Source organism: Sphingobium sp. CFD-2 (genome assembly GCF_024611135.1).
Lineage (GTDB): Bacteria > Pseudomonadota > Alphaproteobacteria > Sphingomonadales > Sphingomonadaceae > Sphingobium > Sphingobium fuliginis.
In genome coordinates, this window is sequence record NZ_CP084405.1 from 1,297,392 (window position 1) to 1,312,772 (window position 15,381).

At 63.7% G+C, this 15,381-nt stretch carries 17 protein-coding genes; 4 read left to right on the plus strand and 13 right to left on the minus strand.

All coding sequences use genetic code 11. The annotated features are described in order from the left end of the window. Position 1: 1 nt before the first annotated feature. Genes LDB29_RS06300 through LDB29_RS06320 form a run of 5 tightly spaced genes read right to left on the minus strand, consistent with a single transcriptional unit; the run spans position 2 to position 4,613 of the window. Positions 2 to 634, minus strand: a complete 633-nt coding sequence (locus LDB29_RS06300) for a TetR/AcrR family transcriptional regulator (protein WP_044662232.1) — start codon at positions 632 to 634, stop codon at positions 2 to 4. Further along, positions 631 to 1,443, minus strand: coding sequence for an SDR family NAD(P)-dependent oxidoreductase (locus LDB29_RS06305; RefSeq protein WP_044662233.1), 813 nt, complete (start codon positions 1,441 to 1,443; stop codon positions 631 to 633). The genes LDB29_RS06300 and LDB29_RS06305 overlap by 4 nt, the downstream gene beginning before the upstream one ends. Beyond that, positions 1,440 to 2,609 (minus strand): NAD(P)/FAD-dependent oxidoreductase, encoded by a 1,170-nt coding sequence (locus LDB29_RS06310; RefSeq protein ID WP_044662234.1) that lies wholly within the window; start codon positions 2,607 to 2,609, stop codon positions 1,440 to 1,442. Before LDB29_RS06310 ends, LDB29_RS06305 begins: the two co-directional genes overlap by 4 nt. A gap of 14 nt (positions 2,610 to 2,623) precedes the next feature. Next, complete coding sequence (locus LDB29_RS06315) at positions 2,624 to 3,199, minus strand: 3-phenylpropionate/cinnamic acid dioxygenase subunit beta (RefSeq protein WP_044662235.1); 576 nt, start codon at positions 3,197 to 3,199, stop codon at positions 2,624 to 2,626. A 28-nt stretch (positions 3,200 to 3,227) separates the two neighbouring features. Beyond that, entirely contained in the window at positions 3,228 to 4,613 is a 1,386-nt protein-coding gene (locus LDB29_RS06320; RefSeq protein WP_044662236.1) for an aromatic ring-hydroxylating dioxygenase subunit alpha, read from the minus strand. Between the two features lie 98 nt (positions 4,614 to 4,711). Here LDB29_RS06320 and LDB29_RS06325 point away from each other — a divergent pair, with 98 nt between their 5' ends. Together LDB29_RS06325 and LDB29_RS06330 are read left to right on the plus strand one after the other, a co-directional pair. Then, positions 4,712 to 4,918: a ferredoxin gene (locus LDB29_RS06325; RefSeq protein ID WP_044662237.1), complete on the plus strand. Its 207-nt coding sequence runs from the start codon at positions 4,712 to 4,714 to the stop codon at positions 4,916 to 4,918. A gap of 113 nt (positions 4,919 to 5,031) precedes the next feature. Then, positions 5,032 to 6,180 (plus strand): NADH:flavin oxidoreductase, encoded by a 1,149-nt coding sequence (locus tag LDB29_RS06330; protein WP_076605696.1) that lies wholly within the window; start codon positions 5,032 to 5,034, stop codon positions 6,178 to 6,180. Between the two features lie 30 nt (positions 6,181 to 6,210). Here the strand turns inward: LDB29_RS06330 and LDB29_RS06335 are convergent, their stop codons facing one another. The 5 genes from LDB29_RS06335 to LDB29_RS06355 all read right to left on the minus strand — a co-directional run bounded on the left by LDB29_RS06335 (position 6,211) and on the right by LDB29_RS06355 (position 11,367). Beyond that, positions 6,211 to 6,936 carry an SDR family oxidoreductase gene (locus tag LDB29_RS06335; RefSeq protein WP_044662239.1) on the minus strand — a complete coding sequence of 242 codons (726 nt, stop codon included), beginning with the start codon at positions 6,934 to 6,936 and terminating at the stop codon, positions 6,211 to 6,213. Between the two features lie 22 nt (positions 6,937 to 6,958). Further along, a complete protein-coding gene (locus LDB29_RS06340) occupies positions 6,959 to 7,960 on the minus strand; it encodes an NADP-dependent oxidoreductase (RefSeq protein ID WP_044662240.1) in 1,002 nt (333 codons plus the stop codon). Further along, entirely contained in the window at positions 7,953 to 8,396 is a 444-nt protein-coding gene (locus LDB29_RS06345; protein ID WP_044662241.1) for a nuclear transport factor 2 family protein, read from the minus strand. Before LDB29_RS06345 ends, LDB29_RS06340 begins: the two co-directional genes overlap by 8 nt. A 141-nt stretch (positions 8,397 to 8,537) precedes the next feature. After that, positions 8,538 to 10,874 carry a membrane-bound PQQ-dependent dehydrogenase, glucose/quinate/shikimate family gene (locus LDB29_RS06350; RefSeq protein ID WP_044662242.1) on the minus strand — a complete coding sequence of 779 codons (2,337 nt, stop codon included), beginning with the start codon at positions 10,872 to 10,874 and terminating at the stop codon, positions 8,538 to 8,540. Positions 10,875 to 10,911: 37 nt separating this feature from the next. Further along, positions 10,912 to 11,367: a nuclear transport factor 2 family protein gene (locus LDB29_RS06355; protein ID WP_044662243.1), complete on the minus strand. Its 456-nt coding sequence runs from the start codon at positions 11,365 to 11,367 to the stop codon at positions 10,912 to 10,914. Between the two features lie 160 nt (positions 11,368 to 11,527). Between LDB29_RS06355 and LDB29_RS06360 the strand changes: the two genes are divergently transcribed. Then, complete coding sequence (locus tag LDB29_RS06360; RefSeq protein ID WP_017180908.1) at positions 11,528 to 12,052, plus strand: ester cyclase; 525 nt, start codon at positions 11,528 to 11,530, stop codon at positions 12,050 to 12,052. Positions 12,053 to 12,137: 85 nt separating this feature from the next. Further along, complete coding sequence (locus LDB29_RS06365) at positions 12,138 to 13,196, plus strand: hypothetical protein (RefSeq protein ID WP_235600740.1); 1,059 nt, start codon at positions 12,138 to 12,140, stop codon at positions 13,194 to 13,196. A gap of 15 nt (positions 13,197 to 13,211) precedes the next feature. Here the strand turns inward: LDB29_RS06365 and LDB29_RS06370 are convergent, their stop codons facing one another. From LDB29_RS06370 to LDB29_RS06380, 3 genes are read right to left on the minus strand one after another with little or no spacing between them, the layout of a single operon-like run. Next, positions 13,212 to 13,967 (minus strand): SDR family NAD(P)-dependent oxidoreductase, encoded by a 756-nt coding sequence (locus LDB29_RS06370; RefSeq protein ID WP_044662245.1) that lies wholly within the window; start codon positions 13,965 to 13,967, stop codon positions 13,212 to 13,214. Continuing rightward, entirely contained in the window at positions 13,964 to 14,803 is an 840-nt protein-coding gene (locus LDB29_RS06375) for an alpha/beta fold hydrolase (protein ID WP_235600741.1), read from the minus strand. Before LDB29_RS06375 ends, LDB29_RS06370 begins: the two co-directional genes overlap by 4 nt. Before the next feature lie 14 nt (positions 14,804 to 14,817). Further along, positions 14,818 to 15,372 carry a VOC family protein gene (locus tag LDB29_RS06380; RefSeq protein WP_235600742.1) on the minus strand — a complete coding sequence of 185 codons (555 nt, stop codon included), beginning with the start codon at positions 15,370 to 15,372 and terminating at the stop codon, positions 14,818 to 14,820. Positions 15,373 to 15,381 lie beyond the last annotated feature (9 nt).

The following is a 15,381-nucleotide window of genomic DNA, read 5'->3' on the forward strand; positions in this document are numbered from 1 at the left end:
TTCATCCTTTCTTATGTTCGCTATGGTGTGCGGCGATCTGCAATGCCCAGTCGCACAATCGATCGGGGGCGCTGTTCCAGATGGCCAGCCAATCCGGGGTGGCGGGAATGATGAGCGTGCTCAGTTGCAGGCGGACCATGGTGTCGCAGAAGGCGTCCCGGTTGATCCGTTGGCCGATCAGGCTTTCGAAATGGTCGAAGACGGGCTCTAGCGCACGCTGGACGGCGGCCTTGTGCCGGCCGAAATGATTGCGCAGGAAATTGAGATGGAAGGCCGGTTCGACCTCGAAAATGCCTTCGGGCGAACGCTCGATCGTGAAGCGGCTGTAAAAGCGCATCACCGCGCGGAAGCGTTCGATTGGTTCGGCAATGCCTTCGCCCGATTCGACAATGCCTTTTTCGAAGCTGCTGCAAACATATTCGCTGAAGGCCGCCAGCACTTCTTCCTTGGACGCGAAATAACGGTAGAGCGTGCCGCGCGAAACGCCGCTGCTTTCGCTGATGTCGCTCATCGACAGGCGCCGCGCGCCGATGGAGTTGATCGCGCGCAACGTGCCGTCCATGATCTTCTGGACGCTGCCGGACTGATCCGTCGCGACGATTTCACTCCAGTCGGTGTGCGGCATCAATTTCATGTCTGGGCTTCCATCTCGGCGAGGTTGTGCGGAACGCTGACATAGCCTGGTAGATGCTGACCGCCATCCACATTGATCAGCTCGCCATTGACGAAGCGCGACATCTCGGACGCTAGGAACAGGACGACCGGGCCGATGTCCTTTTCGGGATCGCCCGCGCGTTTGAGCGGGTTGCTGGCTGTCGCCATCTCAAGGAAGCCGGGGACGTTTTCCGCGAGGTCTGCAAACACCTGCCCCATACCGGTCGGCGCGATGGCGTTGGTGCGGATGTTGAAGCGTCCCCATTCGACCGCGGCGGTCCGGGTAAGCCCCAGGATCGCACCCTTGTTCATATTATAGTCGGCGTGGAGCCAGGCGCCGGTCTGAGCGTCGATCGAATAGAAGTTGATGATTGAACCTCCACCGCGCGCCTTCATATGCGGGAAGGCGGCGCGCATGGCCCACCAGCTGCCCCAGGTGCCGATCTCCAGCGTCCGCTGGAGCATCTCATCCGTCTTCTGTTCGAGGAGGACGTTGGGCGAAAGCTGCGACGCGTTGTTGACCAATATGTCCAGCCCGCCAAATTCGCTGACGGCGCGCTCGATCATCGCCTCTACTTCGGTCTTGACGCCCATGTCGGCGGACATGCCGACGGCGCGGACGCCGAAGCTTTGCGTGATGTCCGCGGCGACCGTTTCAGCGGCGGCGCCATCCCGGCCGGTGATCAGGAGATGCGCGCCCGCCTGTGCAAGGCAGCGGGAAATCCCGTAACCCAGCCCCTTCGCGCCGCCGGTGACGATCGCGACCTTGTCCTTCACCAGTCCCGTCACGCTGCCACTCCTGTCATCTGCTCGCTCAGGGCACGGTCCATGTCCATGCGGTCCTGGCAATAGTCTTTCGTGAAAACATAGCCGCGGATCGCTCCGTCCGCGTCGTGATAATGATATTTCAGCCCGCGCTCGTCATTGGCGACTTCCTGCCATTGCCCGTCCACGCCGACAGGCGCGGGCAGCAGGACGACAGGATAGGCGGTCGTCTTGACCTGGACCGACAGCGGCGGGAAGCGGATGTCCGTCGGCGTGCCCAACGCACCGGGCGCGATGGCGCGGGCCGCCGCCATGATCGGGGTGACATAGGCCGCCAATCCCTGCGGATATTCGGCGCAATCGCCGATGGCATAAATGGCGGGATCGCTGGTGCGGCCGGTCTGATCGACCTTGATGCCGCGCGCGACCTCCAGCCCGGCCTCCTGCGCAAGCGCGATATGCGGGCGCAACCCGACGGCGGACAGAACAGCCGCCGCCTCGATCACCAGGCCGTCGTCCAGTTCGGCCCGGATGCCGCTGTCGCCCTTGTGGATGGCCAACACCTTGCGGCCCAGATGCCATTCCACGCCCTTTTCGGCCAGCGCGTCCCGGATCATCTGGCCGACGCCCGGCGGCACGAGTTGGGCGAGGGGGTGGCCAAGCATGTCGACGACCACCGGCCGATATCCGCTGGCCGACAGATCGTTGGCGAATTCGGTGCCGACAAGGCCTCCGCCCATGACCAGCACGCGGGCGCCGTCCGGCAATTTTTCCCGGAACTCGCGATAATTGTCGAGATTGTTGACCGCGAGCGCGCGGTGCGCGGCGTCCCCATCGATCGGCGGGCGAACCGGATCGGCGCCCAACGCCAGCACCAGCCGATCGTAGAAGATCGGCCCGCCGGTCGTCAGAACGGCCTTGTCCTGCCGGTCGATCGCTTCGACGATACGGCCGGCCCGAAGGTCGAGCTTCAACTGCGCGACCATCTTTTCCGCCGGCGTGGTGATCAGCGTATCGGCCACCTTGCCCTTGGCGAGTGCGGTCGACAAAGCGGGCTTGGAGTAGAAATGCCCGTCATCCTGCGTGACCAGCGTCAGCCGGGCGTCCGGCGCAAGCTTGCGAAGCTCACGCAGAACGCCATAGCCGGCAAGGCCGCTGCCGACGACCACGATATGCGGGGTTCCCGTCACCTAAGCCGCTCCGGTCAGAGGAAGATGGCGAAGTTGGACATGCCCAGCGTCGACTGGTCGACGATGATTTCACGGCTGGCCAGCTTGTACGCGCCGTCAACCAGCCGCCAGATGTCGCGGCGTTCGGCGCTGATCGTCTCGTTCTCCGGATTGTCCAGGCGGCTGCGCTCGACATAGAGGTAGCTCACCACCTCGTATTCGCCAGCCGTTTCGCTCTCGGCGATGCGGACATTGGTGACGAAGCGGCGCGTGCGGGATGGTGGATCTTCGGCCCAGGCGCTCTTCGCCAGGCGACCGGTCCGCATCAGGATCGAACCGTAATTCTCGTCGAAATGCTTCATCGTGCGCACCACGTCGCGGTCCTTGTTCGGGCCGTTGCGGGTGAGGCGAAGGGGAGCGGTGTAGCTCAGATCCTGTTCCAGATAGGCCACCCAGTCGTCGAACCGGCGTTCGTCGAGCGCGGCGGCTTCGTCATAGAGGGTTTCGAGCAGGCGGTTATAGACTTCCGACCCGAGCGGCACCCGCTTGGTGGAGACAAGACCGCGCAGCACGCTGGTCTTGTCGATGGCGGCGGTCGCGTAGTTCACCATGATATCTGTCCTCTCTCGTCGCGACGGCTCAGGCTTCGGCCATCAGATTGTAATAGGCCATCCACCAGGCCCATTGCGTGTCGTCCTTGGTGAAGCCGGGATAGAGATCGCCCCCGCCGACCCATCCTTCGGGACGCTCATGGCCGTGCAGCGCCTGATATTTGAGCGTGACGGTCTTGCTCATATGACCACGCGAGTTGCGCATGATCTGCGGCCAGGTGTCGGCGTCGTCCTGCTCGATCGTGCCCGACGTGCCGGTCGACCAGATGGCGTTCTGGAGCATGTCGCGCTTCACATCTTCCGGCGCATCCTTTTCCGCGAAGATGAAGTTCACGAACTCCACCTTGTCCGGCCCCTTGGGCACATAGGTGTGCAACGACAGAGCGCCCGACGCGCCGCCATCCGTGCGGGGGGCGAAGATGAAGGCTATCAGAATGTTCGGGAACATGCCGCCGACCTGGGGCGGGATGTTGGCCAACTGCTTGACCTGGTCCTCCGACAGATTCTTGAACAGCTGCGGGATCAATTCCTTGGTGATGCCCGGTGGCGGCAGCAGATGGAGCCGTTCCTCCGTCGTTTTTCCTTCGAAGCTGACGTCGGCGAACATCTTGAAGGTCTGCGCCGCCTCCAGGCAACGCAGCGTGTGACCCTGCGGCACCGAAAGGTCGACGCCATACATGCCCGGCGCGGTGTCGTAGATCGACTCGGCCGTGCCGCCCATGATGCCGCCTTCCATCAGCGAACGATGCAGGGTCAGGGTATGGAAGCCGTCCGATCCGGACTGTTCGCCGGGAATCTTCCAGTTGCACGGCAGCACGAAACGCTGCGGCGGGCCAAGCATCTCAAGACCATTGTCTGTCCGGCAGAAAAGCTGATCGAGGTAGAATTTGGCATCGCCCAGATAATCCTCGAACGACAGATCCTTGTTCCAGGTGGCGAAGATCAGGCCGCCATAGAGATGGACCCGGGCCTTTTTGAGTCCCAGTTCATCCTTGGAGCGCTTGTTGCCGTGCATCTGCTCCTTTTCGATTGGGGCGCCGATGAAGCTGCCGTCCGAGCGGAAGGCCCAGCCATGGTAGATGCAGCGATGAGCGTGGGCATTGCCCGCTTCGGCCGTGCAGACCTTCATGCCGCGATGGGGGCAGACGTTCAGCATGACGTGGATTTCGCCGCTGCGGTCGCGCGAGACGATCACATTGTCTTCGGCCATGTCGCGCATGACATAGTCGCCGGCCTTGGGAATTTCCGATTCATGGCCAAGGAGCAGCCAGGTGCGGGCGAACACCCGCTCCATCTCCAGCTCATACAGCTCCTTGTCATTCATCACGCGCAGCGACACCTCGTTCATGTCGCGGTTGATGAGATCGTCAAGCGTCGTTCCGTCGCTCAGCGTCAGCCCGGCATTGTGCAGCATCTTGCTCTCCTGGAGAATTTCCTTGATTGAGTCGTGTTATACATATTGAACTAAATCTGTTCAAGGTGTAATGTGAGCCAAGAAGAAGGAGAGGCTGGATGAGCCAGAAACTGAAAGTGGTGATCGATAAGGCGGCATGCTGCGGTTATGGCGTGTGCGCCGAAATTTGCCCCCAAGTGTACAAGCTTGACGCCAATGGCATCGTGTATGTCGACGACGAAATCGTTCCCGAAGGACTGGAGGAGCAGGCCCGGGAAGGCGCCGAGGCCTGTCCGCAGTCCGCCCTTGCCGTCGGAGCCGCCTGAGTCGACCCGAGCATGCGCGGGTCCTGGGTGCGGATGTCCTGTCACAGGATAGGTTTTCGGCGCCCGTCCCCTGATGCACGGTCTTTTGACAGGCAGAGGAGAGGATCGCTTTGATGGGGCAGGCCGAGATTTTATACACACCGTTCACAATGGGCTCGCTGCACCTGCGCAACCGGTTCGTGATGGCGCCGATGACGCGCAATTTCTCGCCGGGCGGCATCCCCTCGGACGGTGTGGCGGGCTATTATCGACGACGGGCCGAAGCCGATGTGGGCCTGATCATTACCGAAGGGGTGGGCGTGGACCATCCCGCCGCCGTGGGACGTGAAACCATGGGGGGTGGCGCTTCGCCCGTCCTGCATGGCGACGAAGCGCTCGCGCGCTGGCGCACCATCGTGGACGGCGTGCATGCGGCGGGCGGCCTCATCATCCCTCAGCTGTGGCATCAGGGCGTCATACGCGTGCCGGGCACGGGCTATCATCCCGATGCGCCCTCGGCGCGACCCTCGGGCATTTGGGGGCCGACCGACAAGGCGATGGTCTCTCCCGACTATCTGGAACAGGTGCGCACGCCCACCGCCCCGCTGACCGACAGCGAGATCGGCGACCTGATTGCCGCCTTCGCCCGCAGCGCGGCCAATGCGAAGGCGGTGGGCTTTGATGGCGTGGCCCTGCATGGCGCGCATGGCTATCTGATCGACAGTTTCCTGTGGCGCCATACCAATGTGCGGGACGACCGCTGGGGCGGCGGGATCGCTGAGCGCGCGCGCTTCGCGGTCGAACTGATGCGGGCGATCCGGGCCGTGACCGCCCCCGACTTTCCGGTCATCTTCCGCTTCTCCCAGTGGAAGCTGCAGGATTATGACGCGCGCAATGCGGAGACGCCGGCGGAACTGGAAGCGATGCTCGCTCCGCTCGTTGAGGCGGGGGTGGATATATTCGACGCCAGCACCCGCATTTTCACGGCGCCGGCCTTCGAAGGTTCCGACATGGGGCTGGCGGGCTGGATCAGGAAGCTGACTGGCAAGCCGACCATAGCGGTCGGCGGCGTGGGCCTCAGCAAGGATCTGCAATCCTCCTTCGCGCAGCCGACCGTCATGACCGACAATCTGGCGCTGGTGGCCGACAGGATGGCGCGGGGCGAATTCGACCTGATCGCGGTCGGCCGCGCCCTCCTGATGGACGCGCAATGGGTGGCGAAGATGCGCGATGGCGGCGCGGTCAATCCGTTCCGGCTGGACGCCTACGCCACGCTTGACTGATGACAGGACGCTCCGGCACAGGCCGGGGCGTCAATGACTGTCCGCTGCGGCATAGACCTGGATGCGCGCGATATTGGTGCGTTCGGACTGTTGCGCGATGACGGCGACGGCTTCCGCAATGTCGCGGGGTTGCATCGGCGGGATGAAGCTGTCCCAGGACGGTTGCCCCCTGGCCTTCATATCCTCGAAAATCTCGGTGCTGGTCGTGCCCGGCGCAACGATCCCTACCTTGACGCCCGATCCGGCAAGCTCGACGCGAAGACAGTCGGTAAAGGCCTCCAGCGCGCGCTTGAGGCCGCCATAGACGCCCACGCCGGGGGCGGTGATGTTCGCGCCGATGCTGGATATGTTGATGATCTGCCCTCTTCCGGCCGCCTTCATTGTCCGCGCGAAAAGGGTGCTGGCGCGCACCACTGCCTCATAGTTGATCGCGATCATAGGGCGGAGTTGGTCGAGGTCGAATGCGTCGATCGGCGCAGCATGCAGCATACCGGCATTGTTGACCAATATGTCGGCCCGGCTGAAGTGACCCAAGACGAAATCATGCAGCCTTTGCGGCGCGTCAGGATCCGCCATATCTGCTGCGTAGGCCGTGCTGCCACGGCCCAGTTCATCGGCCAGTGCGGTGAGGCGGTCGGCGCGGCGGGCGACCAGCACCAGGGTTGCGCCCGCTTCAGCAAGCGCACGGGCGCTGGCAGCGCCGATGCCCGACGATGCGCCGGTAACGATGGCGATTTGCCCTTCCAGAGACTCCATGACGTTATGTCCTCTTCCCAGATCAGACGAGACGGATGAGCCGCTTGCCGTCATTTTCGCCGCGATAAAGACCGGCGAGCGCGTCGGGGCAGGCCTCGATCCCCTCCAGTATGTCCTCGCGCCAGGTGAGGTGGCCCTGCGCGATCCATGTCCGCAATTGTGCCGTCGCTTCGGCATAGCGATCGAGATGGTCGAAGATGACGAAGCCCTCCATGCGGGCGCGCTTGACCAGCAGATGCCGTTCGACGCGCGGCCCCATAGGCCATGGATCCCAGCGGTCGATCGATGCCGTTCCGCACACTATGACGCGCCCGCGTTGGGCCAGATGCGGCAGAACCGAGTCGCTGATCGCCCCTGCGACATTGTCGAAATAAATGTCGATTCCCTCCGGGGCATGTTCGGCGATCGCCGCGCTTATGTTCCCGGCCCGATAATCGATGGCGCGGTCATAGCCATATTCCTCCACGCAGCGCCGCACCTTGGTCGGCCCGCCCGCGATGCCGATCGTGCGGCAACCAAGGATGTGGGCGATCTGGCCGACGGCCGAACCGACGGCACCGGCCGCCGTGGATACCGCGATGGTCTCGCCTGCGCGGGGCTGGCCGACCAGTGTGAGCGCGAGATAGGCCGTCATGCCGTTGATGCCCAGAATGCCTAGCGACGCCCGCATCTCGGCCGCGGTGGTGCGCTGCACGACCTCATCGGCTGGGACACAGGCGTAATCCTGCCAGCCGAACCAGCCGGACACATACTCGCCGACAGCATAGTCGGGATGTGCAGAGGCCACCACCTCGCCCGACGCCAGGCTGCGCATGACCGAGCCGATGGCGACGGGCACGGCATAATTGCCCGCATCGGCGATCCAGCCGCGCATGGCGGGTTCGATCGAGAGATAATGATTGCGCACCAGTATCTGGCCCGGCGCGGGCTGTTGGATCGGCGCATGCCCGATCGCGAAATTTTCCGCCTGCGCGATTCCCGCCGGACGCGACGTCAACAGGACCTGACGGTTGAGATCAGTCATCCAGCCCTGCCTTGACCATGGTGAACTTTCGACGGGAAATCTTCCAGCCGTCCGATGTGCGGACCAGGCAATCGTCATAATAGCCGGCCGCGCGATGGGTGACGCCGCCTTGGGCCGCCTCCGGCAGGATTGCGTCGACATAGCTGCGCGCGTGCACCTGGTCGTCGCGCTTCTCTATCACGATATTGGTGATGCGGTGCAGCGTCGGCCCCATGTGGCGGTGCGCATCGGCCATATATTCGGCGATTTCACGCGGCCCGCGCCAATGTCCGAAGCTGCCGTAATCGGTCTCGCAATCCTGGGCGAAGCAGGTCCGGAAAAGCGGCCAGTCCCGCGTGTCGATGCTGGTGGCGTAACGCAGCAGCACATGTTTGATCTCGCGTTCATCGTCGGCGCCGACGGGCAAGCGTCTCACCAGACCGCCATGTGCAGACATGTTTTCCTCCCCTTGTTTCCCGAAGAAACATAAAGCCCCTTAGGCCAATCTTGCCCGCCAAAGGATAGGATCGGGCGGCATCTTCCCGCGACTCGTCGCGTTTACTTGGCTAGTGCTGAGGCGCCCGTTTCTCGCTCCCCGCTATTGCTTGGGCAGGGCATAGGCGATCAACGCATCGCTCGCACCTGACAGCATGGCGCCGTGTCCGCCCGAGGCGATCACCACGAACTGGCGTCCGCTGGCATTCGACCAATAGGTGGTGGGGGAGGCGTTGCCACCCGCCGGCAAGCGCGCCTTCCACAGCAACCGGCCGGTCGTGGTTTCATAGGCGCGGAACATATGCTCCTGCGTCGCACCGATGAAGGTGAGGCCGCTCGCGGTCGCCACCGATCCGCCGATATTGGGCACACCCATGGGAATCGGCACGAAGGTCGGCAGGGCCAGCGGGCCGCTGTCGCGCGAGGTGCCGAACAGTCGGCTCCACACCAGCTTGCCGGTCTTCAGGTCTACCGCGTTGATTCGGCCATAGGGGGGCTGCTGGCACGGAATGGCGAGGGGGGAGAGGAAGGGCGCGATATGGGCGGCATAGGCCACGCCCATCTGGGCGACGGGGCCACCGACATCGCTCATATGGGCGGCGGTCATCGGCCTGATGCCCTGCCGGTCCGCAACGGCGCGGGGGATCAGGCGGTTATAGTTGCCGACCTGATTGTTGTTGACGATCATCAGGCCGCGCCCGGGATCGACCGATACGCCGCCCCAGTCGATGCCGCCCAGATAGCCGGGCCAGGTGAGGGTTGGATGCTCGGTGGACAGCGGGGTCATGTCCCCGTCGAAGCGGGCCTGGCGGAAGCGGATGCGGCACATCGCCTGGTCGATCGGTGTCAGGCCCCACATGCCCTTTTCCGTCGGACGCGGACCGCCGAAACTGGGCATGCCGACCGAATAGGGCTGGGTTTTCGAAAGGCGTTCGCCGGGAACGGCGCCCTGCGGGACGGGGCGTTCCTCCACCGGCAGAATGGGCTTGCCAGTCGCCCGGTCGAGGAAGAAAATCTCCCCACGCTTGGTCGGCTGGAGCAGGCCGCGCACGCCGCCCGGGAGGTCGACCAGCGTGGGCTGGGCGGGCACGTCATAGTCCCACAGGTCATGATGGGTCGTCTGGAAGGACCAGCGCACCGCCCCGCTTTCCGCGTCGAGCGCCAGCACGGCGCTGGAATAGCGATCGTCATTGGCGGTGCGATGTCCCCCGAAATAGTCGGGCGTAGCGTTCCCCGTGGGCACATAGACGAGGCCCAGCCTGTCGTCTGAACTCATCGGCGCCCAGCTATTGGGTGTGCCCGGCGTGAAGACGCCGCCGGGCGGCGGCGGGCCGTGATCGTCGGGGCGGCCGATGTCGAAGGCCCAGGAAAAATCGCCCGTGACGGCATCGAACGCCCGGATCACGCCCGAAGGCTCCCGGATTTTCTGACCATCCATCACCCAGCCGCCCAGGACGAGGCGGCCGCGCACGAGGGCGGGGGGCGAGGTGACGAAATAATAGCCCTTGTCGATCGTGCCCAGTCCCGTTTTCAGATCGACCTGTCCGCCCTGCCCGAAGCCGGGGCATAGCCTGCCGGTGGCGGCATCGAGTGCGATCAGCCGCGCGTCGAGTGTCGCGGTGTAGATGCGTTCGGCGCAGTCGCCCTGGGCTTGCGGGATGCGATAATAAGTGACGCCGCGGCAGACGAGGCCATAGACGCCGGCCAGATCGGTCTTGGGCTGGTGCCGCCATAATTGTCGGCCCGTTTCGGGGTCGAGCGCGATCACATCATTATTGCCCGCGCACAGGAAAAGGCGATTGCCCACTTTGAGCGGATTGGCCTGAAAGGCGGTGCCTTGCTTGCCGTCTGTCAGCTTGCCGGTGTGGTAGGTCCACGCCCTTTCCAGATTGCCGACATTCGCGGGCGTGATCTGCGCAAGTGGCGAGTAGCGCGACCCGCCCCGGTCGTTGCCATAGGCGACCCAGTCGCCATCGGCTGCTCGTGCAGGTGCGGCGCCCCAGAGCGTGCTGGGCGCTGACGGCGAACGATCCGCCCAGAAAGCGCTGCCGATGCCGCCTATGACGAGCAGGAGAAGAGCCGGCCACAGCGCGCGGGCGGCGGGCAGGGGACGGCCAAGCCCGACATGCTGCCGATAAAAGGGGGTGAGCATGTAGAAGCCCATGGCGACGGGCATGGCCAACCGAGGCGCCAGCGCCCAGCCGTCCAGTCCAACTTCCCAGAGCGACCAGCCCAGATTGGCGACGAGAAAGGTCCAAAAGAGGGTGATCGAGAGCGGCGAACGACGCCAGCCGAGAAACGCGGTGACCGTCATGACGAGGCCGGACACGCAATACCAGATCGACCCGCCGAGCAGCGCGAGCTGCCCGCCAAGCCAGAGCAGCGACAGGCCCGCGAGGAGCAGAACCAGAACGAACAGCATGTTCAGAAAGCGGCGCATCGGCTCCCCTCGAAATCCCAAAAGGCTTGGAAAGCAATCAGGCGGGCAATTGGGCCGCGAGCCAGTCCGGCACATTGATCCGGTAGCACTTCTGTTCATAGAGGCGGCTGATCTTCCAGCCCTGCGCGGTGCGGACGAATTCATGATGATACCAGAGACCGAAGACCAAAGTATCGGTCATTTCGCCATTGCTGACCGTCATCGGATTGTAGCAGGCGGTTTTGGTCTTCGCCCGGTCGCCCGTGATCTGATATTGGGTGGTGGACACGGCATGTTGAAAGGCCAGGATCGGCGTCAGGCTTGCAGAGAGAAATGCCTTGATTTCCGCAAGGCTTCCGACCACGCCCACCATTTCGGAATAGTCGATCACCGCATCGTCGGTAAAATAGCGGTCCAGCGCGTCCCAGTCGCGCGTATCCACTGCGTAGCAATAGCCTACGATCAGGTCCTGAATTTCGAACCGGTCCGACATCTCCTGCAGGGTCAGTGTCATGGCCTCTCCTCCGTCTCACTCATTCTATAGAATCTCCGCTGGCACAGAGGAGGAGGTTCGCCGCCTTCCATTAGGTAGGTGCCGAGCGCGGTGGCTATGGGGAAGAAACCACAGCCCTCGGGACCGATCCCGCGGACCGTTTTTGATCAAGGAGACTATTATGGGCCTCGCCCCGTTCACGGAAGCCGATTTCGTCCTGTCCAAGGAGAAGCGGGCAGACATCACAGCCGGGCTGACCGAGCGGCAGGCGTTCATGGTCAATCACTGGATGGACCTGCATGAAGTCATCAATCGCGGCGATTGGGACGGAATGGACGCATTCTTCAATACCGACACGATGACCTACGACAACCCGAACCGGCCCGACCTTGGCACCTATCATGTGTGGAAGACCTCGCCGCAGGGCCTCTACAAGACCTTCCCGCCCAGCATCTATCGCACGCTGAAGGCCTGGGGCCGCGGCGAGGACGAGATCTGCGTACTGTGCCATCATCATGGCAAACATACCGGCGGTCCCTATATGGGCGTTCAACCCACCGGCAACGACCTCAACGTCCTGTGGTTCTCGTGGCTGCGCTTCCGGGGCGACAAGATCGATCATATCTATTCGATCTCCGACGTGCTGACGATGCTGAAGGATCTGGAAGTCATCGACGTTCCCCAGCCCGTCGACCCCTATAAGTGACCGACAGGCCGGACCGGCGCGGCGAGGGCGCGCCGGTCCGGCGAAGGAGGGCGTCGGTGTTTGGAATGGAAGGATGAGCAAGGGCATGAAGCGCTCAGTCGAACTGAAGATCGATGTCAGCGAGGCGGCGGCCCTCGGCATTGCCGCCCATGTGGCGATCACGGTTCATCTTCCGGATATGACGGCATTGGCCAATCCCACGACCGTCTGCTTCGCTTTTCCCGGCGGGGGCTATTGCCGGCGCTATTACAGCTTCGACATGCCGGATGGGTCGGGCGGCGGGGAAGCGGGTTTCCATTGCAAGCGCGGATGGATTTTTGTCGCCTGCGATCATCTGGGATTTGGCGAGTCCACCATCCCGGAAGGCAATGCCCTCAATCTCGATAATGTGGCGGCGGCCAACGACGCGATGGTGCGCCAGGTCATGGCCCGGCTGGAAGCGGGCACGCTCGTCGATGGACTGGACCCGATCGTCGACGCCACATGCCTTGGCATAGGCCAGTCGATGGGCGGATGCTTCACGGTCGTCGCGCAGGGCAATCACCAGACATTCCACGGCATCGGCGTGCTGGGCTATAGCGGCGTCCATACTGTCGTGCCGACCCGGCCGCGCCAGCCGCCCGCCGCGTGGCCCTGGATTTCGCGCCGTTCATCGCTCGATGCCCCGCATGTCCTGAACGCGGCGGCGCTGGCTCAAGCTCCGGGCGTGAAGCTGGGCGACGCCGAAGCGCTCCAGGCGGCGGCAAGGGCAGGCGAGCATCCTTTCCAATGGTCCTTCCACCATGATGACGAGCCTGCGGATATCGTCACGCTCGACATGATGGCGTCCGCAGGACTGGTCGATCCGCTGCCCGAATGGCGTTCGGCGACCACGCCGCCTTGCGGCGTATATATGGTCGCGCCGGGCGCGGTGGCGCTCGAAGCAGCGGTCGTACGCGTCCCCGTGCTGATCGCGGTGGGCGAGCGCGACGTTGTCCCGGATCCATTGGGCGAGCCCCGGGCCTATAAAAGCGCGGAAGACATCCAGCTCTTCATTTGTCCCCGGATGGCGCACATGCATAATTTCGCGCCGACCCGCGTCCGCTTCTGGGAGCGCATTCACAATTGGGGCGATGGCGTCGCGGCGCAGCGGCGGCTGGGTTGAGCGCGGCCGTTGGCTTCAGAGACTGAAGCCGCCATCGACGATCAGGGTCTGGCCAGTCATATATTGCGCCTTGGCCGAAGCCAGGAAGGCTACGGCCTCGGCAATATCCTCGCCGCTGCCGAAGCGTTGCAGGGCAATGCGTTTGCGCTGCGTTTCCCAGATTTCCGGCGAATAGAGCGATGTGAGGAACTCTGCGCCAAGCCCGGCGTCGATGATTCCCGGAGCGACCATGTTCGCCCTGATGCCGTAACGGCCTTCCTCCTTGGCGATGGCGCGGCCCAGCGCTTCCATTCCCGCCTTGGGCACGGAGGAGAGGGCGTCGCCGGGGGGGAAGCAGTAATTCGCGACCGAAACGACGGTGACGAAATTGCCGAAGCCCTGAGCGCGGAAATATGGCAGGGTGGCGGACACGATACGGGTGAAGCCGACCAGTTCGATCTCTATGACTTCACGCCATTGCTCCTCGCTGATCTGGCTGACGAAGGGCTGGGCGATGTCGACCCCGCTGGCGAAGACCATCGTGCCGATGGCGCCGAATTGCTCGACCGTCTCGCGGATGCCGGTCTCTATCGAGGCGCGATCGGAAAGATCGCAGGCAACGGACAGCGTCTCGCATGAGCTGTTTGGCAGGGACGCCGCAACCGCCGACGCCTTTTCCCGGCTGGACCGATAGCCGATGGCGAGTTGATCCCATTCGGTCGAAAGGCGTCGGCAGATCGTGCTGCCAAGGCCGCCTGTCCCGCCGACGACGAAAGCCGCGCCCTTCGTCATAGCGGCAGATGAAGTGCGAGGTGGTGGAGCAGGCGATCGGCAAAGGCGTCATTGCGGTCGCCGGTGAACATATGGCCGACGCCGTGGGCGATCTCAACCTCAAGTTGCGGGGCGAGCGCCCGAAATTGCCGGACGCTTTCGTCCGAGACGATCTCGCTCAGCTCTGCTTTCACAAGCACGAGAGGCGATTGCGCGCGGCGCGCTGCGGCGATGAGCGCTTCCCCTTCCGACGGGGGATGCAGAAATTCCGGCGCCGTCGTGCGGGGATCCCAGTGCCAGAACAGCCGCCCATCCGCTTTGCGCATCGATTTGGCGAGACCGGAAACGTCAGGCAGGCGGGGCTGGCCCAGATGGGTGTGAAGGGCGTCGGCCGCTTCCTCCAGCGATGCGAAACCGGAGTCGCTGGCGCGGAAAAAGCCACGAATGTCATCAACGCCGTCATCCACCATATAGGGCGCGACGTCGGCGAGCATGATAAGGCGCACCAGATCGGCATGGCGCGACCCACCGACCAGCGCGGATTGGCCTCCGCGCGAGGCCCCCACCAGCGCGATCGGCCTGTCGAAGGCCTGGATGATGGACTCGACATCGCGACCATAGGCTTCCAGCAGATAGTCGCCGTCGGCGGCCCATCCGCTGTCGCCATGGCCGCGCAGATCGAAGGTCAGGCCGTAATAGCCGGCCCGCGCCACCCGCCTGGCAGACCCGGCCCAGGAACGGCGGCTCTGGCCGCCGCCATGGAAGAAGCAGACGGGCGGCGCGGCAGGGTCGCCATAGGCGTCCGCAACCATCTCCAGCCCGTCACCCGGCACGCTTATCCGCGTGGGAACAGTCATACCGGGCGCCTGCATTACTCGGCGGCGACCGGCGGGACGATTTCCGCGAATGACGGATGCTCACCGGGGCCCTTATAGGCGAATTTGCCGGGTGCATGGTGCCACTTGCCGTCGTTGCGGCTCTCATAGGGCGAGGCGACCTCGATCAGGCAGCCATGGGTGCTCTTATGGCCAACCCAGCTCCATTTCTGCCATGTCATGTCCGGATCGTTGAAGGTCTGACCGCCGCCGGGCAGGTGCAGCCCCTCCGCCTTCAGCTTTTCCATCGCGCCCGGCACATCGTCGGTCGCGTAGCAGAGGTGATGGACATGCTCGCCCACCTTTTCGAGGCGATCGCCCATGGGGGTGCCCGGGGCCGGCTGAATGAACTGGATTTCCGTGCCGCCATTGTTGACGAAGGTCGCCCACTTCATGCCGGCGTCGTCGCCGCTGGAAAATTCGTCATATTTGACGAGGCGTTCTTCCAGCGACGCAGGATCTAGCACGCGCAGGATTTTGGTCCAATCCTCGATCGCCTTGTCCAGATCGCGCACGACCATGCACACATGGGCAAAAGGTCCGCTAGGCATTGCTATTCT

Bases quoted from the DNA above. Each gene is read 5' to 3' on its own strand.
- LDB29_RS06360 (WP_017180908.1), top strand. From the start codon at position 11,528: ATGGGCCTCGCCCCGTTCACGGAAGCCGATTTCGTCCTGTCCAAGGAG.
- LDB29_RS06370 (WP_044662245.1), bottom strand. From the start codon at position 13,967: ATGACGAAGGGCGCGGCTTTCGTCGTCGGCGGGACAGGCGGCCTTGGC.
- LDB29_RS06330 (WP_076605696.1), top strand. From the start codon at position 5,032: ATGGGGCAGGCCGAGATTTTATACACACCGTTCACAATGGGCTCGCTG.
- LDB29_RS06340 (WP_044662240.1), bottom strand. From the start codon at position 7,960: ATGACTGATCTCAACCGTCAGGTCCTGTTGACGTCGCGTCCGGCGGGA.
- LDB29_RS06375 (WP_235600741.1), bottom strand. From the start codon at position 14,803: ATGACTGTTCCCACGCGGATAAGCGTGCCGGGTGACGGGCTGGAGATG.
- LDB29_RS06335 (WP_044662239.1), bottom strand. From the start codon at position 6,936: ATGGAGTCTCTGGAAGGGCAAATCGCCATCGTTACCGGCGCATCGTCG.
- LDB29_RS06350 (WP_044662242.1), bottom strand. From the start codon at position 10,874: ATGCGCCGCTTTCTGAACATGCTGTTCGTTCTGGTTCTGCTCCTCGCG.
- LDB29_RS06300 (WP_044662232.1), bottom strand. From the start codon at position 634: ATGAAATTGATGCCGCACACCGACTGGAGTGAAATCGTCGCGACGGAT.
- LDB29_RS06315 (WP_044662235.1), bottom strand. From the start codon at position 3,199: ATGGTGAACTACGCGACCGCCGCCATCGACAAGACCAGCGTGCTGCGC.
- LDB29_RS06320 (WP_044662236.1), bottom strand. From the start codon at position 4,613: ATGCTGCACAATGCCGGGCTGACGCTGAGCGACGGAACGACGCTTGAC.
- LDB29_RS06380 (WP_235600742.1), bottom strand. From the start codon at position 15,372: ATGCCTAGCGGACCTTTTGCCCATGTGTGCATGGTCGTGCGCGATCTG.
- LDB29_RS06325 (WP_044662237.1), top strand. From the start codon at position 4,712: ATGAGCCAGAAACTGAAAGTGGTGATCGATAAGGCGGCATGCTGCGGT.
- LDB29_RS06355 (WP_044662243.1), bottom strand. From the start codon at position 11,367: ATGACACTGACCCTGCAGGAGATGTCGGACCGGTTCGAAATTCAGGAC.
- LDB29_RS06365 (WP_235600740.1), top strand. From the start codon at position 12,138: ATGAAGCGCTCAGTCGAACTGAAGATCGATGTCAGCGAGGCGGCGGCC.
- LDB29_RS06345 (WP_044662241.1), bottom strand. From the start codon at position 8,396: ATGTCTGCACATGGCGGTCTGGTGAGACGCTTGCCCGTCGGCGCCGAC.